The sequence below is a fragment of the Pseudomonas sp. LBUM1649 genome (genome assembly GCF_059716155.1).
Genome location: NZ_CP166807.1, coordinates 3,523,701 through 3,548,928, shown reverse-complemented (window position 1 = coordinate 3,548,928; position 25,228 = coordinate 3,523,701). Strand labels below are relative to the sequence as shown.

Annotated in this window: 18 protein-coding genes and 1 pseudogene; 8 read left to right on the top strand and 11 right to left on the bottom strand. The window is 58.4% G+C overall.

Translation table 11 applies throughout. The features are described 5' to 3' along the window. Positions 1-53: 53 nt before the first annotated feature. Both ACA058_RS16310 and ACA058_RS16305 read right to left on the bottom strand, forming a co-directional pair. Positions 54-2,753 (bottom strand): hypothetical protein, encoded by a 2,700-nt coding sequence (locus ACA058_RS16310; protein ID WP_497634949.1) that lies wholly within the window; start codon positions 2,751-2,753, stop codon positions 54-56. 207 nt (positions 2,754-2,960) lie between these two features. Continuing rightward, complete coding sequence (locus ACA058_RS16305; RefSeq protein WP_497634948.1) at positions 2,961-3,320, bottom strand: response regulator; 360 nt, start codon at positions 3,318-3,320, stop codon at positions 2,961-2,963. Positions 3,321-3,583: 263 nt separating this feature from the next. Between ACA058_RS16305 and ACA058_RS16300 the strand changes: the two genes are divergently transcribed. From ACA058_RS16300 to ACA058_RS16280, 5 genes are all read left to right on the top strand, one after another. After that, a complete protein-coding gene (locus tag ACA058_RS16300) occupies positions 3,584-7,069 on the top strand; it encodes a response regulator (protein ID WP_497634947.1) in 3,486 nt (1,161 codons plus the stop codon). Continuing rightward, entirely contained in the window at positions 7,070-7,903 is an 834-nt protein-coding gene (locus tag ACA058_RS16295) for a CheR family methyltransferase (RefSeq protein ID WP_497634946.1), read from the top strand. It abuts the gene before it with no gap. Then, complete coding sequence (locus ACA058_RS16290; protein ID WP_497634945.1) at positions 7,900-8,493, top strand: chemotaxis protein CheB; 594 nt, start codon at positions 7,900-7,902, stop codon at positions 8,491-8,493. The genes ACA058_RS16295 and ACA058_RS16290 overlap by 4 nt, the downstream gene beginning before the upstream one ends. Beyond that, positions 8,487-9,668, top strand: a complete 1,182-nt coding sequence (locus ACA058_RS16285; RefSeq protein ID WP_497634944.1) for a hybrid sensor histidine kinase/response regulator — start codon at positions 8,487-8,489, stop codon at positions 9,666-9,668. The genes ACA058_RS16290 and ACA058_RS16285 overlap by 7 nt, the downstream gene beginning before the upstream one ends. 77 nt (positions 9,669-9,745) lie before the next feature. After that, positions 9,746-10,123, top strand: a complete 378-nt coding sequence (locus ACA058_RS16280) for a response regulator (RefSeq protein WP_497634943.1) — start codon at positions 9,746-9,748, stop codon at positions 10,121-10,123. A gap of 131 nt (positions 10,124-10,254) precedes the next feature. Here the strand turns inward: ACA058_RS16280 and ACA058_RS16275 are convergent, their stop codons facing one another. The 3 genes from ACA058_RS16275 to ACA058_RS16265 all read right to left on the bottom strand — a co-directional run bounded on the left by ACA058_RS16275 (position 10,255) and on the right by ACA058_RS16265 (position 14,747). Further along, entirely contained in the window at positions 10,255-11,925 is a 1,671-nt protein-coding gene (locus tag ACA058_RS16275; RefSeq protein WP_497634942.1) for an ATP-binding protein, read from the bottom strand. Then, positions 11,922-13,424 carry an ATPase domain-containing protein gene (locus ACA058_RS16270; RefSeq protein ID WP_497634941.1) on the bottom strand — a complete coding sequence of 501 codons (1,503 nt, stop codon included), beginning with the start codon at positions 13,422-13,424 and terminating at the stop codon, positions 11,922-11,924. The genes ACA058_RS16275 and ACA058_RS16270 overlap by 4 nt, the downstream gene beginning before the upstream one ends. Positions 13,425-13,691: 267 nt before the next feature. Beyond that, the gene (locus ACA058_RS16265) at positions 13,692-14,747 is read right to left on the bottom strand and encodes a tetratricopeptide repeat protein (protein ID WP_497634940.1); all 1,056 of its coding nucleotides are present in this window, start codon (positions 14,745-14,747) and stop codon (positions 13,692-13,694) included. Positions 14,748-14,850: 103 nt separating this feature from the next. Between ACA058_RS16265 and ACA058_RS16260 the strand changes: the two are divergent. Further along, positions 14,851-14,997 (top strand): annotated as a pseudogene (locus ACA058_RS16260) (HlyD family secretion protein); the annotation flags it as partial. 207 nt (positions 14,998-15,204) lie between these two features. Here the strand turns inward: ACA058_RS16260 and ACA058_RS16255 are convergent. The 4 genes from ACA058_RS16255 to ACA058_RS16240 form a co-directional block, all read right to left on the bottom strand. Continuing rightward, positions 15,205-16,626 (bottom strand): efflux transporter outer membrane subunit, encoded by a 1,422-nt coding sequence (locus ACA058_RS16255; RefSeq protein ID WP_497634939.1) that lies wholly within the window; start codon positions 16,624-16,626, stop codon positions 15,205-15,207. Beyond that, the gene (locus tag ACA058_RS16250; RefSeq protein ID WP_497634938.1) at positions 16,623-19,814 is read right to left on the bottom strand and encodes an efflux RND transporter permease subunit; all 3,192 of its coding nucleotides are present in this window, start codon (positions 19,812-19,814) and stop codon (positions 16,623-16,625) included. The genes ACA058_RS16255 and ACA058_RS16250 overlap by 4 nt, the downstream gene beginning before the upstream one ends. A 15-nt stretch (positions 19,815-19,829) precedes the next feature. Next, positions 19,830-21,083 (bottom strand): multidrug efflux RND transporter periplasmic adaptor subunit MexE, encoded by a 1,254-nt coding sequence (gene mexE, locus ACA058_RS16245; RefSeq protein WP_497634937.1) that lies wholly within the window; start codon positions 21,081-21,083, stop codon positions 19,830-19,832. Between the two features lie 288 nt (positions 21,084-21,371). Further along, positions 21,372-22,007, bottom strand: coding sequence for a response regulator (locus tag ACA058_RS16240; RefSeq protein ID WP_497634936.1), 636 nt, complete (start codon positions 22,005-22,007; stop codon positions 21,372-21,374). A gap of 169 nt (positions 22,008-22,176) precedes the next feature. Between ACA058_RS16240 and ACA058_RS16235 the strand changes: the two genes are divergently transcribed. Further along, positions 22,177-22,761 (top strand): OmpA family protein, encoded by a 585-nt coding sequence (locus ACA058_RS16235; protein ID WP_497634935.1) that lies wholly within the window; start codon positions 22,177-22,179, stop codon positions 22,759-22,761. A 30-nt stretch (positions 22,762-22,791) separates the two neighbouring features. Further along, positions 22,792-23,169 (top strand): DUF4280 domain-containing protein, encoded by a 378-nt coding sequence (locus ACA058_RS16230; protein ID WP_497634934.1) that lies wholly within the window; start codon positions 22,792-22,794, stop codon positions 23,167-23,169. A 16-nt stretch (positions 23,170-23,185) separates the two neighbouring features. Here ACA058_RS16230 and ACA058_RS16225 read toward each other — a convergent pair whose 3' ends face one another. Both ACA058_RS16225 and ACA058_RS16220 read right to left on the bottom strand, forming a co-directional pair. Further along, positions 23,186-24,679: a hypothetical protein gene (locus ACA058_RS16225; protein WP_497634933.1), complete on the bottom strand. Its 1,494-nt coding sequence runs from the start codon at positions 24,677-24,679 to the stop codon at positions 23,186-23,188. Positions 24,680-24,687: 8 nt separating this feature from the next. Beyond that, on the bottom strand, positions 24,688-25,227 hold the full coding sequence (locus ACA058_RS16220; protein WP_497634932.1) for a DUF4123 domain-containing protein: 540 nt from the start codon (positions 25,225-25,227) through the stop codon (positions 24,688-24,690). Between the last annotated feature and the right edge of the window lies 1 nt (position 25,228).

The following is a 25,228-nucleotide window of genomic DNA, read 5'->3' as shown; positions in this document are numbered from 1 at the left end:
GTGAGTCAAGCAAACTGCGCTCCACACCACCTGCCGGATGACAGGCAAAGCCTTTAGACATCTGCGCTTTGGAAGTTCACGACTTTTGGCCCCCGAGGTTCGAAGCTGGCGAGCTCCAAATTGTACCAATCAACGCCTCTTTTAAAGAGCAACATTTCAGTTGTGTCCGAAAGATCGCCAATGTCCTGTAAACGAGCCGGGATAACGCCGGGGCAGTTTACGGATTTGGCAGCATTAAGCGTGTCCAATGTTCCGCTCAAGGTTCGGAGCTGACCAGAAGCCTTCCTGCATGATTTAAACCCTTGCCTGGTCAGGAGCAGGGCGCCGCCCTTGGTGATTTTGGCCCCCTTTTGTATCAGGCTTGGAACACCGTCCAAGGGGTTCACCAGACTGAAAGCAAAATTGGCGCTGAACCTGACCAGTTTCAGGGATTTGTTAAGCAAGCTGGTCGACTTCAGCGCAATACTTGCAAGTTTCGGCACAGCACCTGCGACAGCACCTATCATTGCAAGGCCATCCAATGCGCAACCGACTATGCCTGAGCCCTTACGATCGGGATCGCCCGAAGTTAAGTCCTCGATACAGCTCTTGAACGGTACCATCAAGTTAAGAATCATTTCGATATTATCTTTGCTATTCTTCAGCGCGGCCTCGATGGCGGTCATGCCAAATCCGAGAGAATACAGCTCCTCACGAGTAGCCGGTGGGCAGGATTCAAGTACCTTTTGAACGATATCCGCGGTGCGCTGGAAATAAAATGTATTCAGTTGTCCGAGTGGAGTCTGGTCGGCGTGACTGTTTGCAGGCAACTCCCATACCTTTTCAACCACAGCCATGGACTTCTTTCCTTTGACTGGCTCAGAACCGTTTAAATAGGCATTTAGATCAATGGGCCATTCCTTATGTTTGGTTCTCCACTTCTTTTCATTTTCGTCGTCTAGGGGATACTCAAAGTATGTAGAGCTCCAAGTTTCTTGAAGATTAATATCTTTGCGTCTGATTAACTCGGCGCGCAACGTAAAAAACTCAAAATAGTATGGCCTGTTTTTGTATTCGGCGCGAATAAGTACTGCAAAGCGGCCCCTGGATTGGTCGCGAAATCGTTGGGTTTCTTTTGTAGTTAGGGCCTGTTTGCGGATCGTGTAAAATTCCACAGAGCCAAATGTCAGTGCGGCTCGATCAATCGGGTCTGCTTTGGAAATAGCGAGTTTTAAAGTGCTAAAAAATCCGACATTCAGCTGTTTGAAATATTCATTGAAGTGTTTTTCATAGAGCTCTGTTGGGTTTTTTAAGTTTTTCAGGCTGGATAGAGTTTGTTTTGTCGTTAGTGGGTCATTATTTCTGGTGAACAGTATTTGTGGTGCGATGTTCTCCCCCTTCCAGCCCCCGGAAAGAAGAGCGCCAGACATAAACATGTCGCAAATCGAAAGTTTTTGGTCGTCATCATAACCAAGTGCATAGTGGAAGTAAGCCTTTTCGGTAAGGCGTACATTGTTTGGCATGACTCGCTCAAGTTCCATCATCGCCACCTCTTGCCGCATAGGTAGAGGCGTACTCAACGCATCACTGCACTGTTGCAATGCGTCGGTGTATTCGACGTAGCGAGCGTTGGCAGTGGTGTAGTCATCGACCGAATATTCGCCTGAAACATCATAGGGTATTACGCCGTTTATAGCGCCCCAGTTCAGTATGGGTTCCATCACGGCAAGCCCAAACAGCTGTTCAAGTTCTTCAGTAAACGGTTCAATGTCTGCATAAGCAATAACTTGCTCATAGGTCATCAAGCGCGAAGATCCCGCCGCAATGGCTTCAAGCTTGGCGACGGTAAATGCCAGCGTCACCCAGCCTGGCGAGCTAATAGTCAAGGTCTGAGGGAGATTTTGAACGAGAAACTCGGGGGCTGCGGTGGCCAGGTAGATATGCGCTACCAGCGGTGCTGTCAGGGCATCAATGTAGTTTTTCTGCACCAGATGTGTTTCCACTTCGAGCAGAATCTCGGAAACTGGTCGCTCTGCATTCCTGGGGTTGTACAGCTCGTAACCCAGTACCTGGCCTTTGTGTGCATCGAGCCCGGTGTTCGGATGAATATCCAACAACATGGCTGACATGAGAAGTTGCTGAAGGTCACCTTGATAGGGTGACTGGCCCGGGGTAGAGCCATACCATCCCAAGGCTTGCAGGTAGCCATTTGCCCAGATGCGAGCAATTGAGCTAGTTGTCAGATGGACTATTTTGTTGTGTGGGGATGCTCTCAAGCTGGCAACTGTTACTGTGCCAAGAGTACTCTCACGCAAATGATTGATGAGTTTACCATTCAACTTTCCAAACTGACGTGTTATGTTCTTGATCTCATTTCTTTGCTGGGTAGTCAGGGCGTTCGGGCAATGTTCTGGATTTGCAAGTAATTCGCCGTAGTTAGCGGTTGCGGGAGTCTTTGGGAATTCGAGCTTGAGAAGGCGGGCGAGGTACTTCAATTGGTTTGAGGTGTTAGGGGTCGGGTGGCCATAAAATCCCAGCCACTGCTCAACATTGCTTTCAGTCACCCCAAGTTTTCTTGTGAGCGAGCTGTTCGGTGTGGTCGGGAACGTCAGGCTGGAAAGTTTTAATTCTTCAGGGCTTTGCGAAGTGGTCGCCAGCCAGTGTTCGATTTTTGCAATGACGGATTGTTTTTCCGTGTTGTTTGCGAGCAGGACGTTTTGAGTGTCCGCTTTTAACGTGTTCAAGTCACTGTCGGATGCAAGTATGGTGCTCATTGAAAATCCTTTTTAAATGAGTGTTTTTTGGATGGGTCTGGGGCCAACTTACTGTTCTAGTAGTGCGGTTGACCAGAGATTATATTCTACCTTTTGTTACTTGCTCGTGCAGGGTGCCTGTCCATAACAGCAACAACAGTGCTCGCGCTGAATGCATTTTTGCGCAGCGCTGATATTGCATGCACCCAAGTCGAGTTGCATCAGCTTTCAGCCAAGTATGCCTTTGACCTTGTTCCGCAACTGATCGATGGAAAACGGTTTGCCAATAAGATGCATGCCTTCAGGCACATCGATGTTTTCGGCATAACCGCTGGCGAACAGGATCGGAAGGGCGGGACGCAGGCTGCGTGCTTCAATGGCAAGTTCCCGGCCGTCCATGCCCGGCAGTCCGACATCGGTCATCATCAGGTCAATGTGCAGGTCCTGGTCCCGGATCAACTCCAGCGCCTGCTCGCTGCCATCGGCCTCAAGAACCTTGAACTCCAGCTCCTCCAATACGTCGACAATCAACATGCGCACGATGCTATCGTCTTCGACGACCAGTAGGGTGGGGGCGTTGGCGGTCATGATGGCGCTCTCAGAGAAGGGTGGGTGGGTCTTTCGGCCGATCAGAATCGCCGGCTCTCTTGCATGAGTAAGTGACGGATCCCGACAAGTTCCCGATACGCTATAAAAAGAATGGCGGCACGCGTATGGGTAAAGGATAACCGCTGCGTTGGCGCGGCAGCAGTCGAATGTGCATTTTGCGGCCAGACCCGTGAGAAAATTGGATCAGTGCGTCAGTTTTGGGGCAAACTCCTTGGATTTCACCCGTTCAACAAGGCTTAACCATGACCTCTGAGTCTTCGGCTGATGAGCAACGATTCCGTAAGCTCCTGAGCCGCAACATCAGCCTGCCGCTGGGCGTCGGCGCCATCAGTGCGGTTTTCTTCGTGTCGCTGATCACTTATCTGCTGTCGACGATCCAGTGGGTCGAGCACACCGACCGGGTGATCAATAACGCCAATGAGGCGGTCAAACTGACGGTCGACCTGGAAACCGGCATGCGCGGCTACCTGCTCACCAGCGACGATAAATTTCTCGAGCCCTACGAAACGGCCAAGCCACGCATTGCGGTCGTGCTCAGAACCTTGCTTGAGCTGACCGCCGACAACCCGGTCCAGACCGACCGCTTGCACAGGCTGGAGTCCTTGCAGCAGGAGTGGGCCGGTTACGCTCAATCGATGATCGAACTGCAGCGAAGCAACGGTGATTACCGTGGGGTGGTCAAGGCCGGCAAAGGCAAGCGCCTGACCGATGAAATCCGCAAGCAGTACGAAGACGTGATCGACATGGAGCAGCAGTTGCGCGCCACGCGTAACGACGAAGTGCGCCGTACCACGATCTGGAGCATCACCCTTTATCTGTTGTTCATTGCCGGTATCAGCGGGTTGCTGGCGTACATCGGCCGCCGCGATCTGGTCAATCTGTCGCAAAGCTACGCAGCGACCCTGGCGGCGCAACAGGCCAGTGCCCAGCGGCTGGAGCAACAGGCCTGGCTGCGCAATGGCCAGACCCAACTGGCCGAACAAGTGTTGGGGCAACTGTCGCTCAACTTGCTGGGGCGCAACATTCTGCAGTTCTGCGCGCAATACCTGGGCAGTGCCGTGGCGGCCATTTATGTGCGCGAAGAACACGGCGGTCTGCGTCGAGTGGCGTCCTACGGGTTTTCCCGCGAGCAGCAAGAGCGTGAGCAGCAGATCTACAGCGACGAAGGCATTGTCGGCCAGGTGGCGCAACAGGCTCGCCTGATTCGCCTGGACGATGTGCCAAGCGACTATTTCAAGGTCAGTTCAGGTCTCGGCGAAGGTTTGCCGCGCAGCGTGCTGGTGGTGCCGACCAGCGTCGACGAGCAGATCAACGGCGTCATCGAGCTGGGCTTCCTGCGCCCGCTGACCGACCGTGACATCGATTTGCTGGAACTCATTGCCGGCAATATCGGTACCTCCATCGAGGCGGCGCGTTATCGCCAGCGTTTGCAGGAGGTGCTGGCCGAAACCCAGCATCTCAACGAAGAGCTGCAAGTTCAGCAAGAAGAGCTCAAGACCGCCAACGAAGAGCTTGAAGAACAATCAAGGATTCTCAAGGAATCCCAGGCGCATCTGGAAACCCAGCAGGTCGAACTGGAACAGACCAACGAACAGCTCGCCGAACAGGCGCAGGTGCTGGCCGAACAACGCGACGCCATGGACCTGAAGAATACCGAACTTAACCAAGCCCAGGCCCAGCTCGAAGAGCGCGCCGAAGAATTGCAGCGTTCGAGCAAGTACAAGTCCGAATTCCTCGCCAACATGTCCCACGAGCTGCGCACGCCGTTGAACAGCTCGCTGATCCTGGCCAAGCTGCTGGCGGAAAACCCGCAGGAAAACCTGAATGCCGAACAGGTCAAGTTCGCCGAGTCGATCTACTCGGCCGGCAACGACTTGCTCAACCTGATCAACGACATTCTCGATATTTCCAAGGTCGAAGCCGGCAAACTGGAGATACGCCCGGAAAACACCAGCGTTGCGCGCCTGGTGGACGGCTTGCGCGGGATGTTTCAGCCTTTGGCTGCGGACAAGCAACTGGATTTCCAGGTCGAGTTGCAGGACGGTGCGCCAACAATGATGTATACCGACCGCCAGCGCGTGGAGCAGATCATCAAGAATCTGCTCTCCAACGCCGTGAAGTTCACCGAGAAAGGTCGAGTCTGCCTGACCGTGACCGCGGCGCCGAATCGCGGCATTGCCTTTATCGTCAGCGATTCGGGGATCGGTATTGCCGACGAGCAACAGGAAAGCATTTTCGAAGCCTTTCGCCAGGCCGATGGCACCACCAATCGTCGTTACGGCGGGACTGGGCTGGGCCTGTCGATTTCCCGCGACCTGGCCGCGCTGCTCGGCGGCTCGATCAATGTCGCCAGCACGCCGGGGCAGGGCAGCGCGTTCAGCCTGATCCTGCCGCAGCAATATGTCGAGCCGGGCGACGAGCCCGTCGAGCCGTTGCGCGCCTTGCCGGCTCTCTCGGTCTCCCGGGTTACGCCCATCGCGATAGCGCCGGAGGTCCAGGAGATTGCGCGGTTCGCCGATGACCGTCTCAAGGCACCCTTCACCGTGCGTTGTATCCTGGTGGTGGAGGACGAGCCGAATTTTGCGCACATCCTCTATGACCTCGCCCATGAACTGGGTTACCAGTGCCTGGTGGCCCATGGTGCTGACGAAGGCTACGACCTGGCCAGGCAATTCATTCCGGACGCCATCCTGCTGGACATGCGTCTGCCGGATCATTCCGGGCTGACCGTGCTACAACGCCTGAAGGAACACGCCGAGACCCGGCATATTCCCGTGCATGTGATTTCGGTCGAAGACCGGGTCGAAGCGGCGATGCACATGGGTGCCATCGGTTATGCGGTCAAGCCGACCACCCGCGAAGAACTCAAGGACGTGTTCGCGCGCCTGGAAGCCAAGCTGACCCAGAAGGTCAAGCGCGTGCTGCTGGTCGAAGACGACGATTTGCAACGCGATAGCATTTCCCGACTGATCGGCGATGAAGACATCGAGATCACCGCCGTCGGCCTGGCGCAGGATGCCCTGGCATTGCTGCGCACCACCGTGTTCGATTGCATGATCATCGACCTCAAGCTCCCGGATATGCTCGGCAACGACCTGCTCAAGCGCATGTCCACCGAGGAAATCTGTTCGTTCCCGCCGGTGATTGTCTATACCGGGCGCAACCTGACCCGGGACGAAGAAGCCGAACTGCGCAGGTATTCGCGCTCGATCATCATCAAGGGCGCGCGCTCACCCGAGCGCCTGCTGGACGAAGTGACACTTTTTCTGCACAAAGTCGAATCGCGGTTGTCCCATGACCGGCAGAAGATGCTCAAGACCGCCCGCAGCCGCGACAAGGTGTTCGAGGGGCGCAAGGTGCTGCTGGTGGACGACGATGTGCGCAACATTTTCGCCCTCACCAGTGCGCTGGAGCAAAAGGGCGCCGTCGTGGTTATCGGCCGTAATGGTCGTGAAGCGATTGAGCGATTGAATGAATTCGAAGACATCGATCTGGTGTTGATGGACGTGATGATGCCGCAGATGGATGGTTTCCAAGCCACCACCTTGATCCGCAAGGAGCCGCGCTGGCGCAAACTGCCGATCATCGCGGTGACGGCCAAGGCCATGAAGGACGATCAGGAGCGCTGCCTGCAGGCCGGCGCCAACGATTACCTGGCCAAGCCCATCGACCTCGATCGCCTGTTCTCGCTGATTCGTGTGTGGTTACCGAAGATGGAACGCATATAAGTGCAGAGCAATTATTCAGGGGAGCGAAGCAGCGAAATCGAATTGCGGTTGTTGATCGAGGCGATCTACCTCAAGTACAGCTACGATTTTCGCGATTACTCCGGCGCATCGATCAAGCGCCGGGTGGCGCACGCCTTAAGCCAGTTCGAGTGCAACACCATCTCGGCGTTGCAGGAAAAGGTCCTGCACGACCCGACGGCGTTCATGCAGTTGCTGCAACTGCTGACGATCCCGGTCAGTGAAATGTTTCGCGACCCTTCGCACTTCCTGGCAATCCGCCGCGAGGTGGTGCCGTTGCTCATGACTTACCCGTCGATCAAGATCTGGATCGCCGGATGCAGCACCGGTGAAGAAGTCTATTCGATGGCCATCCTGCTACGCGAAGAAGGCCTGCTCGAGCGCACCATTATCTATGCCACCGACATCAATCCGCGTTCACTGGAAAAAGCCACGCAAGGGATTTTCTCCATGGAGAATGTCCGCGCCTACACTTCCAACTACCAACAGGCCGGGGGCAAGTGCTCCTTCGCCGACTACTACACTGCGGCCTATGGTTACGCGATTTTCGACAAGTCGTTGTGCGAAAACGTCACCTTCGCCGATCACAGCCTGGCAACGGACAGCGTGTTTTCAGAAACTCAATTAATTTCATGTCGTAATGTATTGATTTATTTCAATAAAAAACTACAGGATCGCGCTTTCGGGTTGTTTCATGAGTCGCTTTGCCACCGCGGCTTCCTGGTGCTGGGCAGCAAGGAAACTCCGGATTTTTCAGCCTTCGGCAACCAGTTCGAGCCGTTGGTCAAACAGGAACGGATCTATCGCAAATCATGAACAGCGCAACGGGCTTACCTTCCATAGAAGCGATTGTGATCGGCGCGTCGGCTGGCGGAGTAGAGGCGCTGCTCAACATCCTCGGTCCGCTGCGTGTGGGTTTCGTGCTGCCGATCATCGTGGTCCTGCACCTGCCGGACGAGCGCCGCAGCCAACTGGCGCAAGTCTTCGCCCGGCGTGTGTCGCTGCCGGTCCTGGAAGCCACGGACAAGACCCCGGTCGAAGCCGGAACCTTGTATTTCGCCACGCCCGGGTATCACTTGTCAGTTGAACACGACCGCAGCTTTTCCCTGAGCCTGGAAGACCGTGTGCATCATTCGCGGCCGGCCATCGATTATCTGTTCGAATCGGCCGCCGATGCCTATGGTCCGACCCTGGCCGCGGTGTTGCTGACCGGTGCCAACCAGGATGGCGCCAAGGGCTTGTCCCAGGTCAAGCAGCGTGGCGGGCTGACCATCGTCCAGGACCCGGACGACGCCCAGGTCGCGACCATGCCCCAAGCGGCACTGGATATTGTGCAACCCGATCACATACTCCCCATACGCGGCATCGGCCGTTTGCTAGTCGAGCTGGAAAGAATCGCATGCTAAGAAATATCCAGGCCAAACTGCTGATCGTCGACGATCTGCCGGAAAACCTATTGGCACTTGAAGCGTTGATCAAGCGTGAAGATCGCATCGTCTACAAGGCGCTGTCAGCCGACGAAGCCTTGTCGCTGTTGTTGCAACACGAATTCGCCATGGCCATCCTCGACGTGCAGATGCCCGGCATGAATGGTTTTGAATTGGCCGAGTTGATGCGTGGCACGGAAAAGACCAGGAACATCCCGATCGTGTTCGTCAGCGCCGCCGGTCGCGAACTGAACTACGCGTTCAAGGGCTACGAAAGCGGCGCCGTCGATTTTCTGCACAAGCCCCTGGATATCCAGGCGGTCAAGAGCAAGGTCAACGTCTTCGTCGACCTCTATCGCCAGAGCAAGGCCATGAAGCAACAGGTCGAAGCGCTGGAGCAGAGCCGCCGGGAGCAGGAAGCGCTGCTCAAGCAGTTGCAGAGTACCCAGCTTGAGCTGGAGCAGGCGGTGCGCATGCGCGATGACTTCATGTCCATCGTTGCCCATGAAGTGCGCACGCCGCTCAACGGTCTGATTCTCGAAACCCAGTTGCGCAAGATGCACCTGGCCCGGGATAACGCCGCGGCGTTTACCCTCGACAAGATGCACGCCATGGTCGATCGTGACGAACGGCAGATCAAAAGCCTGATCCGCCTGATCGAAGACATGCTCGATGTGTCACGCATTCGTACCGGCAAGTTGTCGATCCGCCCCACACACTTTGATCTATCGGCGCTGGTTCGTGGTTTGCTGCACAATTTTGCCCAGCAGATCGAGGCCGCCGAGGCGTCGGTCAGCCTGGACGCCGAGCAACCGGTGATGGGCGATTGGGATGAATTTCGCATTGAACAGGTGATTTCCAACCTGCTGACCAACGCCTTGCGTTATGGCGCCAAGAGCCCGATCACCTTGAAGGTGTACAGTGAGAACGGTGAAGCACGGGTGGAAGTCCGTGATTTCGGAATCGGCATCAGTGAAGAGAACCAGCAACGGATTTTCCAGCAGTTCGAGCGCGTCTCGGCCAACCATGTCGCCGCCGGGCTGGGCCTGGGGTTGTTTATTTCCGAACAGATAGTTGCCGCCCATGGCGGTACCATTACCGTCGAAAGCCGGATTGGCGAAGGCGCCCTGTTTCGCGTTTGTCTGCCGCTGTAGGAAAACAGCCAGATAAACGCAACCTCTGATCGACCCCAGGGTCGTATCAGCAGCTATTGACCGAACAAAGGCTTCCCATGAGTGAAGATGCACAAGATGTAGTCCTCGTCGTCGAGGACGATCCCTCCATCCTGATGGTGCTGTCGGCCTACCTGTCGGGGGAGGGCTACCGGGTACTGCAGGCCGAAAACGGAGAGCAGGCCTTCGAAATCCTCGCCAGCAAACCGCACCTGGACATGATGATCACCGACTTCCGCCTGCCCGGCGGGATCTCCGGCGTGCAGATCGCCGAGCCCGCGGTGAAACTGCGGCCCGAGCTCAAGGTGATATTCATCAGCGGCTACGCCCAGGAAATCCGCGAGACAGACAGCCCGATTACACGTACGGCGCCGATTCTGGAGAAGCCATTCGATCTGGACAGGTTGCAGGAACTGATGCAGGACATGCTGTCCTGACCCTGTAGGAGCGAGCATGCTCGCGATGGACGACAATGAAAATGCGTGCTGTCTGGATGAACGCGTTTTCCAGACGTTTTTCGCGAGCATTCGAGCGTCGACCGGCTGCTCCTACAAAAACGCAGGGCGATTCAAACGCGAATCATCTCCTGCACCTTCGCCGTCAACAGATCGAAGGTAAACGGCTTGGTAATCATCTGCATGCCCGAATCCAGGAACCCGCCGCGCACCGCCGCATGTTCGGCATAACCGGTAATGAACAGGACTCTCAAGTCTGGCCGCAGATGCCGGCCGATTTCCGCCAGTTGCCGACCATTCATTCCGGGCAGGCCGACGTCGCTGATCAGCAGATCGATGCGCTGGCCCGAGTCGAGGATCGGCATCGCACTGTCGGCATCGCTGGCCTCGACAAAGGCATACCCCAGATCACTCAACACGTTGCTGACCAATAACCGCACCGCCGTATCGTCCTCGACGATCAGCACGGTCTCGCCATTTTGCGCGTAAGGGGGGTGTTCGATGTCGATCGGGTTGTCCTGGGGCAGGTCACCGCCAAAGCGCGGCAAATACAGGTTCACCGTGGTGCCTTCGCCGACTTCGCTCTGAATGGCGACATGCCCGCCCGATTGTTTGCTGAAGCCATAGATCATCGATAACCCGAGGCCGGTGCCCTGGCCGATGGGTTTGGTGGTAAAGAACGGGTCGAAGGCTCGATTGATCGTGCTTTGCGGCATGCCGCAGCCATCGTCGGTGACGCTCAGTACCACGTAGTCGCCTGGTTCGAGGTTGCCGTAGGGCCTGGTGAAGTCGGCGTCCAGATGCTGGTTCGAGGTCTGCACCAGCAGTTTTCCTCCATCAGGCATGGCGTCGCGGGCGTTGATGACCAGGTTGAGCAGGGCGCTTTCCAGTTGATTGGGGTCGGCTTCGGCGACCCACAGCTGCTCGCTCAACTGCATGTCCAGATGAATGCTTTCGTTGATGCTGCGTTGCAACAGTTCACCCATGGAGATCACCAGGTTATTCATCTCCACGGGCTTGGAGTCGAGCGACTGGCGACGGGAAAACGCCAGCAGACGGTGAGTCAGGCTTGCCGCGCGATTGGCGGATGTCACGCCGAGGTCGATCAGGCTGTCCAGATCCTCTGTGCGCCCACGGGCCAGTCGCCGGCGCAACAACTCCAGGCTGCCGATGATGCCGGTCAGCATGTTGTTGAAGTCATGGGCAATGCCACCGGTGAGTTGGCCGACCGCTTCCATTTTTTGCGACTGACGCAGTGCCTCCTCGTTGTGACGCAGTTGCGCGGTGCGCTCTTCGACCTGTTGCTCGAGGGTCTCGAGGGTGTTTTGCAGGCGCAGTTCACTCTGGCTCAAGTCGACCAGCCGATCCCTGGCTTCATACTGTCGTCGGCGACCGCGCAGGGCGGTGGCGACCAGGCTGATCAAGGTTTCCGGGTGGAAGGGGCGTTCGAGGAACGTGACATTGCCCAACAGGGGGCCAAAGCGTGACGCCGGATTATGTTCCGGGCCACCATGGTGAGTCAGCAGCACGATCGGCAAATCGGACCATGCCGGTTGCTGCTGAATCAGGTCCAGCAGCGGCTCAAGATCGCTGTGCAGCGAGGCTTCGCTGGACATGAGCAACAAGCCGGCGCCTTGCTCCAGTTCGTGGCAAAGCCCCGGAAGGTCCGTACTGACGACCCCGCCGAAACCCGCTTCATTGAGCAGCATCAAGGCGATCTGACTGTCCCGCCCCAACGGTGCAAGAATGATCGCACGCTCGGACGTCGCTTCATTGACTGTCACGGTATTTCATCCCCAAGCAGGGGATTGCTGGCGCCCAGGTAAGTCGGGACACCGCGCAATACGCCCTGGAAGGTTTCCAGCGGCTCGCCGATGGTCATGCCGCTGGCGCTGATTTTGTATTCGCGGATGGTCGATTCATGGCTGCCGGTGCGTTTCTTGATGATCGAAATGGCTCGGCGTACCTTGCCCACGGCTTCGAAGTAGCGCAACAGAACGACCGTATCGGCCAGGTAGGTGATGTCCACCGGGGCCTGCATGTCACCGACCAGGCCATGCTGGGCGACCGTCATGAACGTCGCCGCCCCTTTGCGATTGAGGTACAGCAGCAACTCGTGCATGTGCAGCACCAGGGCGTTTTCTTCCGGCATCGCCGCTTGATAGCCGTTGATGCTGTCGATCACCACGGTCTTGATGTCGCCCTCATCGACGCAGCGACGAACCCGGTGGGAAAACTCGCCGGGGGAGAGTTCAGCGGCGTCCACTTGCTCGATCAGCAAATTGCCGCTGTCTTGCAGCACACTCAAGTCGATCCCGATGTTTTTCATGCGTGCGAACAGCAGGCCAAGCTCTTCATCGAAGATGAACAGTGCCGCTTTTTCGCCTCGGACCACAGCAGCGGCGGCGAAAATCATCGAGATCAGCGACTTGCCAGTGCCGGCCGGGCCGAGGATCAGCGTGCTTGAGCCCGTCTCGATACCGCCGCCGAGCAACGCATCCATTTCGCGGATGCCGCTGGTCAACTGTTGTCGCAGGTAGTCCCCACGGTGCTCGGCCGCCACCAGGCGCGGGAACACGTGTACGCCGTCGCCCATGATGGTGAAATCATGAAAACCGCCGCGGTATTTCTGGCCACGGTATTTCACCACACGAACGCGTCGGCGCTCGGCGCCATAGTTGGGCGTCAGTTCCTCCAGGCGAATTACCCCGTGGGCCACGCTGTGCACGGTCTTGTCCAGGGATTCGGTGGTCAGGTCGTCGAGCAGCAACACCGTGGCCTCGTAGCGCACGAAGTAGTGCTTGATGGCGAGGATCTGCCGACGGTAGCGCAGCGAGCTTTGCGCCAGCAGGCGAATCTCGGAGAGACTATCGAGCACCACGCGGGTCGGCCTGACGCGTTCGACTGCTTCAAAAATCTGTTTGGTGGCCTCGCCCAGTTCCAGGTCGGAGGAGTACAGCAGTGATTGCTGGTGCTCGGCGGTCAGCAGGCTTTCGGGGGGCGTGAGTTCGAAGATATGGATGTTATCGTCCAGCTCCCAGCCATGGGAGCGCGCACCCTGGCGCAATTCGCGTTCGGTTTCGGACAGGGTGATGTACAAGGAGCGCTCGCCGACTTGGGCGCCCGCCAACAAAAAGTGCAAGGCGACCGTGGTTTTGCCGGTCCCGGGTTCTCCCTCAAGCAAAAACACATGGCCGCGGGACAGTCCGCCATTGAGGATGTCATCGAGACCATCAATCCCTGTGGCGGCTTTTACGCTGATCAACTCGTTGGATGTAGACAAAAAATGCCCTCTCATGACTAGGGGAAGCGAGGCAGCTGGCGACGCGTGACGGGCTGCCTGTTCACTTGACCTTGGGCCGAGATGAGCGTTCACTTTTTGTAGGGGGGCAATCTCAATGACGCCATCGCTGCGATGCTGCGTCCCCTGTAGGAGCGAGCATGCTCGCGATGGACCTGAGAACACCGCGGGGTGTCAGGTGCCCAGCGTTATCGTTGACGACCATCGTCGGAACGCCGCCCGGAGCATGCTCGCTCCTACAGGGATCTGTTAAAGCCCTTGCTGCAACGCGGGATCATCCGGATTCATTTGTTCGAGCTGCGCCAACAGAATCTGCACGTTCTGTAGCTGTCCGCTTTCTTTCCAGTAATTGATCAGCAACACCCGTGCCCGACGATCGTTCGGGTGGCGCTGAACGATTTCCTGCAGCTGTTTCTGCGCCGCTTCCAGTTCCTGTTCGCCATGCAGCGTGGTGGCCAGGTCGTAGCGGTAATCCTTGTTGTTCGGCTCAAGCTCCACGGCCTTGGACAAACCGAGCAGGGCGAACTCGCTTTGACCGTGATGCAGCAACCAAAGCCCCAGCGCATGTTGCAGATAGGCCGAATCGGGTTGGGCTTTCAGTTGTTTGGCCAACAGTTGTCGGGCGGCGTCGCTCTGGCCCAGTTTGTCCAGTACATCAATCTGCATCACCAATGCCGGTAGATTGCCAGGGGCCAGGCGCAATGAGTGTTCGAGCGCCTGTTGCGCCTCTTTCAATTGGGCGTTGTGCAGATGCAGCCGCGCCAGCTGAAAGTAGTTGTCGGCGCTTTCAGGCGCGTTTTTCAGAACCAGCTGCCAGGTGTCGATGGCCTGCTCCAGCGCGCCGAAATACAGGCCAAGATCATCGGGCGACAAGCCTAACAGCGCATTGACGGCGGCCAAGCGCACGTTCTGCTCGCCGTCATCGAGCAACGGCCCCAGCAACAGGCTGCGCTGGCCGCTGGGCACCAACCCGCTGATGCTTTTGATCGCCGCGATACGGACCTCGGGCACCTCATGCTGCAAGTCCGCATCCGCCAGTTTCAGCGCCACGGAGCTGGGGTAGTTGGGTAGTTCGGCATGCAGCCAGACGCGCCGCTTGGACGAAATGTCAGGGCGAGCCAATTGCTGGTAGAGCACCCGCGCGGCCCCCGGTTGGCCGTTTCGGGCCGCCGTCAGTGCTTCGCTATAACCGCGCTTGATCGCTTCGGGCACCACAGGGGTGCTGCTGCGCAGGAACATCCAGGCAAGGCCGATGGCAAACAGGACACAGAGGCTGATGAGCAGGTAGCGGCGGGACTGGGGCATGCAGAATCCGGAAGCTGGCAGGCTTTGGCAAAGCTGTCAGCTTCGGTCAGGCAGGGCCTGGAGTCAAACCCTGACTGCGATACTCAAACCTGTCCAGACCCCGCTGCCGGCGAACATCAACCCTGGCTACACCTGGGTGAAATTGGCGCAGCGGGTGCCGGTACGGATCAGGATCGACGACGACTACGCCGGTAAAGACAAATTGAGGGCCGGAACCACGGCTACAGTAACCGTCAAAGAACACCGCTAACCCTGTAGGAGCGAGCATGCTCGCGATGGTCGTGAACGATAACGCGTTAAACCAGATGCCCCGCGGCGCCCTCGGGTTTTTCGCGAGCAGGCTCGCTCCTACAGGGGGTTCGTTGTTTTTAAGAAAAAAAAGCCCCGCGACCGAATGGGGCGCGGGGCAAAGAATTGGTTGGTTGCGGCCAACCAAAGGAGCTCTGTAAAAAACGTTTTATTTGCTCGCGACCGTCTCTGGCTGCCAGCCGCCACCGAGGGCCTTGTAGATCGCGACGATGCCGCGATACAGGTCGACTTCGGCCTGGGCCTGGGTATCTTCGGCTGCCAGGCGCTCACGCTGGGCATCGAGCAGCACGAGGAAGTCGGCGGTGCCTTCGCGGTAGCGGATCTCGGCGAGGTCGGCAGCAGAGCGGCTCGATTCGCTCTGACGAATCAGCGAAATCACCCGTTGCTGGCGTTTGCCGTAGTCGCTGAAGGCGTTTTCCGATTCTTCCAGGGCCAGCAACACTTGCTGCTCGTAGGTCGCGAGGGCGCCTTCGGCATCGGCGTCCGCGCCGCGTATACGGGCTTTTACGCTACCCAGGTCGAACGCGGCCCAGGTGATGCTCGGGCCCAGTGCCCAGGCGTTGGCCGCCGAGGAACCGATCTGCGAACCACGTCCGGCGGTCCAGCCGAGGAAGCCGCTGAGGCTCACCCGTGGAAACAAGTCAGCCTTGGCCACGCCAATGCGCGCCGTGGCCGACGCCAGTTGGCGTTCGGCACTGCGAATGTCCGGACGGCGTTGCAGCAGCTCGGCGGGATCACCAATCGGCAATGCCTTGGCAATCGCCGGCAAGTCTTTCGGGCTCAGGTCCACGGTCAACTTGTCCGGGCGCTCACCGAGCAGGGTGGCGATGCGATTTTTCTGCCGGACCTGTTCGGCCTGCAACTGCGGCACGCTGGCTTCGACCGAGGCCAGGCGCGCATCGGCGCGTTCCACGTCGAGCTGATCGCCGACGCCGGCATCACGCAGGCTGATGGTGATCTTGCGCGACTCCTGCTGGTTCTGCAGGTTGGCCAGGGCGATTTTCTCGCGCAGCTGCGCACCCCTCAGTTGGCCGTAGGCGTCCACCAATTCGGCAATCATGGTGACTTGCAATTGGTACAGGTCGGCTTCGAACGCCTGTTGCTCGGCGTTGGCCGACTCCAGGTTGCGCTGGATGCGGCCAAACAGGTCGATCTCCCAGGCCATGTCCAGCCCCAGGTCGTAGCGCTCGCTGTTGACCCGGTCGGTGGTCTGGCCAGGGATCTGCCCTTTGCCCAGGTCACTGCTGACCCGGCTGGTGATGGTCGGCATGGCGTCATTGCTGACGTCATCGCGGATCGCCCGGGCCGCCTTCCAGCGGGCGAAGGCGACGCGCAAATCACGGTTGCCCTTGAGGGACTCGGTCACCAACTGGTTGAGGGTCGGATCTTCGAACTGCTGCCACCAGATGCCTTCGAAACGCGAGCGGTCGAAGTTCTTCTGGCCCGCCGCGCCATCGGTGGCGGTGGTGATGTTTGCTGGTTCAGTGGCTGGGGTCTTGTAGTCCGGGCCGACGGCACAGGCGCTCAGCGCCAATGCCAGCAGGCTCGGCAAAAAGGCTTTCAGACTCATTGATGCGACTCCAGTTTCGATTCCAGTTTCAACGCCTTGGCCGCTTTGCGCTCTTCACCGCGCTCCACAAAGTTGCGAATCAGCACATAGAACACCGGCGTCAGCAACAGACCGAAGAAGGTCACCCCGAGCATCCCGGAGAACACCGCCACACCCATGGCGTGACGCATCTCGGCACCGGCACCGCTGGAGAACACCAGCGGCACAACACCCATGATGAACGCGAAGGAGGTCATCAGGATCGGCCGCAGACGCAGGCGGCAAGCTTCAAGCACCGCGGCCAGCGGGTTCATGCCTTCTTCCTGTTTATCCTTGGCAAACTCGACGATCAGAATCGCGTTCTTACAGGCAAGCCCCACCAGTACGATCAAACCGATCTGGGTGAAGATGTTGTTGTCGCCACCGGAGGCAATCACCCCGGTAATGGCCGACAGCAGGGTCATCGGTACGATCAGGATCACCGCCAGTGGCAGGCTCCAGCTTTCGTACTGCGCCGCCAGCACCAGGAACGCCAGCAGTACGCAGAGCGGGAACACGAACAGCGCGGTGTTGCCGGACAGGATCTGCTGGTAGGTCAGGTCGGTCCATTCATAGGTCATGCCGTTGGGCAGTTCTTCCTTGAGCAGTTTCTCGATGGCTTTTTCCGCTTGGCCAGAGCTGTAGCCTGGAGCTGCGGCACCGTTGATTTCAGCGGTGATGAAGCCGTTGTAGTGCATCACGCGATCCGGGCCCGAGGTGTCGCTGACCTTGATGAAGGTCGCCAGCGGGATCATCTCGCCCTTGTTGTTGCGCACTTTCAGCTGACCGATCTGGTCGGACTCAAGGCGGAATTGCTGCTCGGCCTGGACGTTGACCTGATAGGTACGACCGAAGCGGTTGAAGTCGTTGGCATACAGCGAACCCAGGTAAATCTGCAGGGTGTCGAAGATGTCGCTGACGGCCACGCCATGGGTCTTGGCTTTTTCCCGGTCGATGGCGGCATCGACCTGGGGCACGTTCACCGTGTAGCTGGTGAACAGGCCAGCCAGTTCCGGAACGCTGTGGCTCTTGGCAATGATGTTCATGGTTTCCTTGTACAGCTCATCGTAGCCCAGGTTGCCTCGGTCCTCGATTTGCAGGCGGAAACCACCGATGGTGCCCAGGCCTTGTACCGGCGGCGGCGGGAAGATCGCCATGTAGGCTTCCTGGATCCCGGCGAACTGGCCGTTCAACGCACCGGCAATCGCACCGGCGGACATGCTCGGGTCTTTACGTTCGTCGAACGGTTTGAGGGTCACGAACACGATGCCGGCGTTCGGGCTGTTGGTAAAACCGTTGATCGACAGACCAGGGAAGGCCACCGCACTTTCCACACCTGGCTGTTTCAGGGCCAGGTCGGACATGCGCTTGATCACGTCTTCAGTACGGTCCAGGCTCGCCGCATCCGGCAATTGCGCGAACGCCACCAGGTACTGCTTGTCCTGGCCGGGTACGAAACCGGTCGGGGTGTTGGAGAAACCGAAGAACGTCAGCACCATCAGGCCGGCGTACAGCAGCAGGGCGATGCCGCTGCTGCGGATCACGCGAGTGACGGTGCCGACATAACCATGGCTGGCCTTGTCAAAGAAGCGGTTGAACGGACGGAACAGCCAGCCACCGAAGATCTTGTCCAGAACTCTGGAGAAACGGTCTTTCGGCGCGTCGTGGCTCTTGAGCAACACCGCCGCCAGTGCTGGCGACAGGGTCAGCGAGTTAAAGGCCGAGATCACGGTGGAAATGGCGATGGTCAGGGCGAACTGCTTATAGAACTGCCCGGTCAACCCAGAGATGAACGCCGCCGGGATAAACACCGCACACAGCACCAGCGCCGTGGCGATGATGGGGCCGGTCACTTCACGCATGGCGCGCTTGGTCGCCTCAACCGGGGTCAGCCCCATCCCGATGTTCCGTTCGACGTTTTCCACCACCACGATCGCATCGTCGACTACGATACCGATGGCCAATACCAGCCCGAACAGCGACAGGGCGTTGAGCGAGAAGCCAAACAAGTGCATCACGGCAAACGTACCGATCAGCGAAACGGGTACCGCCACCAACGGAATGATCGAGGCACGCCAGGTTTGCAGGAAGAGGATCACCACCAGCACCACGAGGATCAGCGCTTCGAACAGGGTATGAACCACTGCCTCGATGGAGCCGCGCACGAAGATCGTCGGGTCATAGACGATGCTGTAGTCCATGCCTTGCGGGAAATTCTTCTTCAGCTCTTCCATCTTGCCCCGAACTTCGTTCGAGATTTCGATGGCGTTGGAACCCGGGCGCTGGAAGATCGGGATCGCCACCGCCGGTTGGTTGTTCAACAGCGAGCGCAAGGCGTATTGGCTGGAACCCAGCTCGACGCGAGCGATGTCTTTCAGGCGAGTGATTTCTCCATCATCGCCAGAGCGAATGATGATGTTCTCGAACTCTTCCTCGGAAACCAGACGGCCCTGAGTGTTGACCGACAGCTGGAAGCTTTGGGCATTCGGGGCAGGGGGAGCGCCCAATTGACCGGCCGCGACCTGGCGGTTCTGCTCGCGAATGGCAGTGACCACATCGGTGGCGGTCAGATTGCGCGAAGCGGTCTTGTTGGGATCGAGCCACACGCGCAGCGAGTAATCGCCCATGCCGAACAGCTGCACATCACCGACACCGCCCAGACGCGCCAGCTCATCCTTGATGTTCAGGATCGCGTAGTTGGACAGATACAGCATGTCGTACCGTTTGTCCGGCGAGGTCAAGTGCACGACCATCGTCAGGTCGGGCGACGCCTTGTCCACGGTGATGCCGATGCGCGTCACTTCCTCGGGAAGTTTCGGCTCGGTCCGGGTCACGCGGTTCTGCACCTGCACCTGGGCGTTGTCCAGGTCAGTGCCCAGGGCGAAGGTGATGGTCAGGGTGATCTTGCCGTCGGCGGTCGACTGCGAGGACATGTACAGCATGTTCTCGACGCCGGTGATCGCTTGCTCCAGGGGAGCGGCCACGGTTTCACCGATGACTTTCGGGTTGGCACCCGGGAAGTTGGCGCGCACCACGACGGTCGGCGGCACCACTTCCGGATATTCGCTGATCGGCAGCTGGAACAGCGAAATGGCACCGGCGATCAGGATCAGCAGCGACAGCACCGCGGCGAAGATCGGCCGTGAAATAAAGAATTGGGAAAAATTCATCGGAGTCGTTATCCCTTAACCGCGTGGGGTCGCAGCAGCCACTTTCACAACCACACCCGGCGCAACCTTGGCAGGGGCGACTTGGGGCAGGTTGCTGGCTTCCAGCGCTTGTCGTTGTTGGGCCAGGGCCGCGAGGGTTTGCTCGCTGGCCATCGGGATCACTTCAGGGGTGACCGGGGAACCTGGGCGTACCCGCTGCAGACCCTTGACGATGATCGTGTCGTCCTTGTTCAGGCCGTTACGCACGATGCGCAAGCCTTCGATTTTCGGACCCAGCTCCACGGCGCGATAAGCCGTGTTGTTGTCGGCATCCATCACCAGCACGAACTTCTTGCCCAGGTCCGTACCCACCGCCTCATCGTTGATCAACATGGCGTTGTAGGTGCCGCTGCCCACCAGTTTCAGGCGAGCGTAAAGGCCCGGGGTATAACTGCCGTCGCTGTTGTCGAACACGGCGCGACCGCGGATGGTGCCGGTTTTCGGATTGACCTGGTTGTCGACGAAGTTCATCACGCCCTGGTGCGGGTTGCCGTCTTCATTGGACAGGCCCATGTACACCGGGGTGGTGGCGCCGCGTTTGCCCTGGCGGGCGAGCTGGGTGTATTTGAGGAACACACGCTCGTCCGCATCGAAGTAGGCGTAGACCTTGTCGGTGGAAACCACGCTGGTCAGTGGGGTGGTATCGGCGCTCACCAGGTTGCCCGCGGTGATTTCCGCACGGCTGACGCGACCGCTGATGGGTGCGGTAACACGGGTGAAGCTCAGGTTCAGTTTGGCCAGATCAAGCTGCGCCTGCAGGGCACCGACAGCGGCGCGGGCTTCTTGTGCGGCACTGGTCCGCGAGTCGGCCAGTTCGGCAGAGATCGCATTGCTGGTGCGCAGGCGCTCACCGCGTTGGGCTTCGTTTTCGCTGCGGGTGGCATTGGCGCGGGACTGGGCAACCAGCGCTTCGAGGCGACGGACCTCGGCCTGGAACGGACGCGGGTCGATCTGGAACAGCAGGTCGCCTTTCTTGACCAGTGCGCCTTCAGTGAAGGCCACTTCATCGATCTGGCCGGAGACCCGTGGACGAATCTCTACGGTTTCCGGCGCTTCAAGGCGCCCGGTGAATTCGTCCCACTCGTTGACCGGTTGCTCCAGCACCTTGGCCACGCTGACCTTGGCTGCGGGCAGGGTGGCGGCAGTCTCTGGCGCCTTGCCGCAAGCGCTCATCACCACTACGGCCAACACGGCCAACGGCAAGCGCAAATGTTTGAGTGATTGTTCCATGGATGCATCCGCCAATGTATTGAGATTGGGCGAATGATGCTCGGCAGGGTTGTATCGCACGAATCGAATGGGGCGAAGGTAACTATCATTGGGAATGATATGAGAGGCCTGGCCAGCTCTCTAGCCTGCGCCTTGCGCTGGAGCGCTATCAACTCGATTGATGACAATTGTGTGTTGCATTGGGAGCAATAGTCGCGCCTGAAACCTGCGTGGCGTCACCCGCCAGCAGTCTTTACCGCAGGGTTCGGGATAGGGGCCACGTTGCAAACCGAAATACCCTGTGCCCATTCAAAATCGCAACCGGCTGGCCAGCAGGCAAGCACGTAGCTTGGCAGGTGCCAAGGGCCGGGGCAGGCGCGTGGGGTAGTTGGATTCAGAGGTGCAGACTACCGAGAACACCTCGACCACAATCGGCAAGGCCTCGGGCTGCAAGCGATGCACTTGCTCCAGTAGGGCAAGCAACAAATACCGCTCCTGTTGATACAGGTCACAGAGAACCACTTCGTAATGGTTGCCACTGCTCAGAAACGTCGAAGCTTGCACAAGCGACGATGCCCCCTGGACCTCACATCCCCAGGCCTGCAAGAGGTCGAACGTGAATCGCATGGCTTCAGGGTTGTCACTGATGACCAGGCATTTCATGCCCAGCAACCCCAGCGACGGCAGCCGCGAGGGCAAAGGGGCCGTTCTCACGGACGTTTCATTCAAGTCGTTGAGCAGGTTTCCAAGGCTCAGGACGCTGTCTTGCAGATAGCTGAGCACAGGCTTTTGCTTGATCGTCGCACGAGCTTGCAGGCTGTCCAGGTATAATCCCATGGCATGCAGGATCTGGCGCATCTGCTGGGGCGCGTGTTGAGTCTTTTCCGCCTCATCCGGGTGAGCGTCGTAATGCTGCGGTGGTGCAGGTGGGGAGACTGGTTTCATGGCAAAATTTTGCCGACACAGCGGGCGGACGTCGATATTGCGTAGGTTCTATGTGTCCCAGGCAGCGAAATGAAGCCTGTGCGACAGGACTATGCCCTATGGTGTATCGCCAAGTCAGTCCATCGCGCTCAGTATCATCGATCAGGAAGCTCTATCAGGAGTCTTGATCATGACTGCATTTGCGATTTCTCGTGGGCTCGTATTGGTGATGCTGGGCTCACTCATGGGGCCAATCATTGTCGACAAGGCCTGGAGCCAGAACGCAAACAGCTTTTCGGTCGACGAGATGGTGCAACAGCTCAAAGGCGAGGGCGGCAACGACGTGGGTAGCTCCCATACCCGCTCATTGCGTCCGGGTGCTGCTGCCAAGGCGACTACCCTGCCCGCAACGACAACCAGTCAGGAGCCGGCAGGAGGCTTGTTATCACTGCAGGTGCAATTCGATTTTGGTTCGGCTCAACTGTCCCGATCATCCTATGATGTCTTGCAGAAACTGGCCAAGGCGCTGGCGTCCGGGGAGTTGAAAAACTACTCGTTCAGCGTGGTCGGGCATACGGATGCGGTCGGCTCTGCCGGCTACAACCTGGCTCTTTCCCGGCAACGGGCCAGTTCCGTCAAGGCGTACCTGGTCAGTCAGGGCGTTCAGGCTTCGCGGATTACCTCTGATGGAAAGGGCTTCAGTCAGTTACTGGATGCCAACAGCCCGAAAAATTCGATCAATCGCCGCGTTGAAGTGACCGCCAAGCCTTCGTGAGGGCCAGCGCCCGTCCAGGGGAGATCGACCATGTCTTTGCAGGTGGTTCACGGGGCCTTGCTGCGCTGTCCTTTTGCTCTGCCACCAGGGGTGACCAATCTGGTCGTTTTGCCGACGCAACGCCTGTCGTCATCGAGCGTCCCGGTGGCGACAATTCTGGATCACCAACCGCTGTCGAACATTCCCAGCTTCGGCATGTGTTCCAGCCCTGGCAATCCCGGGGTGATTGCGGCAATGGGCTCACCGGTGCCATGCCTGCCAATCACTCCCACGCCCTGGGTGCCGGGCTCTCCCACTGTGCTATTGGCCAACATCCCCCAGTTGAATGATTGCAGCTGTTGTACGTGTGTGAACGGCGGCGTCATCAGCATTGCCTTTGCAGGGCAGGGCACAGTACAGATCCCCTGAACTACGCCAATGTCATTCACTCAGCGGACAACGCCGCCAGCAGCGCGGCCGATTCGTGCAGGTTGCGTCCAAGCAGGCTGGCGCAACGGTGAACTGCCCCTGCTTCATTCGAGGGAGGTGCGCCTGGGGCCTCAAGCGTCTGTACAACCTGTATCAGTGCCTGCAAGGACTGCTCAAGCTCATTCAGAACCGTGCCCGCCGTCGGTGCAGGCAGGTCGGTTTGATCCAGCTGCATGATCAATTCATTCAATGTGGCGACATGCTCATCAAGCTTGAGCGTGGCATTTTTCAATGAATCGATAGTCTGGCCGGGGATCGAGCAAAGGGCGTCATCTTGGCCGGGCCGAACCATGGATTGTTCGATCAAGGTTTCAAGCGACGGCTTGAGCATGCTTTCCAGGGATTGCAGGGCATTGAACAGGGTGGCTTGGGCCAAGGCACTACCGAGCGTATTGCGGCAAAGCAGCGGATCGGCATGAGTCTTCAGCGGCACTACAGCAAGCCCGATTCCTGCACCGAAGTCTTCAGGCAAGCGCGACAAAGTCGCATACCAGACGCGGCTGCCATCATCGTTATCGACCGCTTCGAGCTTTTGTTGCAGCAGTGACTGACGCAGAGCCTCCAGCGCTGGCAGGCAGCCTCGTTCGAGCAGGACACAGGCGATCCGTGTGCAGGCGATTGCGCCAGCAAAGGCCGAAGGCAGGCACGCCAGCAGAAAGTCTATTCGTGCCAGATACGCCTGAGCCTGATCCAGCGCTACAACGGCGCTCAGTGCGGCGTGCTCTTGAGCGTTTTCGAGGGCTGACTCAAGCGCTTGAACCAGGCGCGGCAAAGTATGTCGGGTTTGACTCTCCAACATCTGCCAGCACGCATCGAGAGATCCTGCAGCCTGTGCCGCAGCAGTGACTGCACAAGCCTGCTGCAAATCCACGCTGCAGTTTCGCAGGGACTGGATCAAAGGCGTCAGATTGTCCTGCAAAACCAATGCGTGCCGTTGCAGTCGGGTATCGATGTCGACGGGCAGTGTCGAATGCAGTTGCGACAGCGCCTGCTCAAGCGGCTGAACCACACAGTCGCAAGTCAATTGCCATGTCCTGGCCGCCTCCTGCAATGCCAACTGGCTGCGTAGGCGGGTATCGCTGGCGCCATGGCCCTGACCAAGGATTGCCTGCAGAGTGGCTTGCTCGACCAAGGGACTGCCCGAATGGCTCAGGCACAGCCAGATCTCCAGCAACAACGTCCGTTCCATGGCGCCGATGGCGGGTGTAGCCAGCCAACTGTCCAGGCACTGCCGGGCTTGCGGGTCTGCGTCCTGCTTGAATAGCCACAGACTCCAGGCGGCAATTGCGCGTTGGCTGGGCAAACCTTGGGCGCGCGCCGTCCTGGCCAGGGCGGGAAATTCGTCGCTATTGAAGGAGGTCTGCAGCAGGTATTTTTGCTGCCAGCCAAGCAGCTGTTGGCAGAAGTGCTCGATACCTATCGAGACAAGTTGCTTGCGGTCGAATTGCATGGTTTGCCTCACTGGGTGAGCTGTAACTCACGACCCTCTGTGCCTCGTCCAGGCTCAAAGCACAACGCGGTGTCGACGCTGTTGCCTTGCATGAACCAGGCGCTGATGGGACCGAACAGGGCACTGCGTTGTTGGTGGTTCAAGTGAGGCAGCACGGCCTTGAATGCGCGTGGGTCGTAGAAACGGAATATGGCATGACGACCGCCCGGCAGATCGACCATCAGCAAGCCGCGTAAATGCTGGCGCAAAGCGCCGATATCAACCCGTGCCGGGGTTAGCAGAATCACCCCCCACTGCTTGTTCCAGCCCTCTCGAAGGATCGCTTCGGTCATCGGCTGGTCGCTTGCAAGCATGACAATTTGTGGTGCCGCCGCTTCCAGCATCGGATCAAGCGGACCATCAAACAGACAGGCGCAGGTGACCTGGCTGCTTTTGAGCCACGCCGGCAAGTCTTCGATCTGGCAGCCGTCGAGGATGGCATAAGCCGTGCGCCCGGGATCGGCGAAGAGGTGGCGGCGCAATGCGTGCAACAGCGAATCGGTAGACATG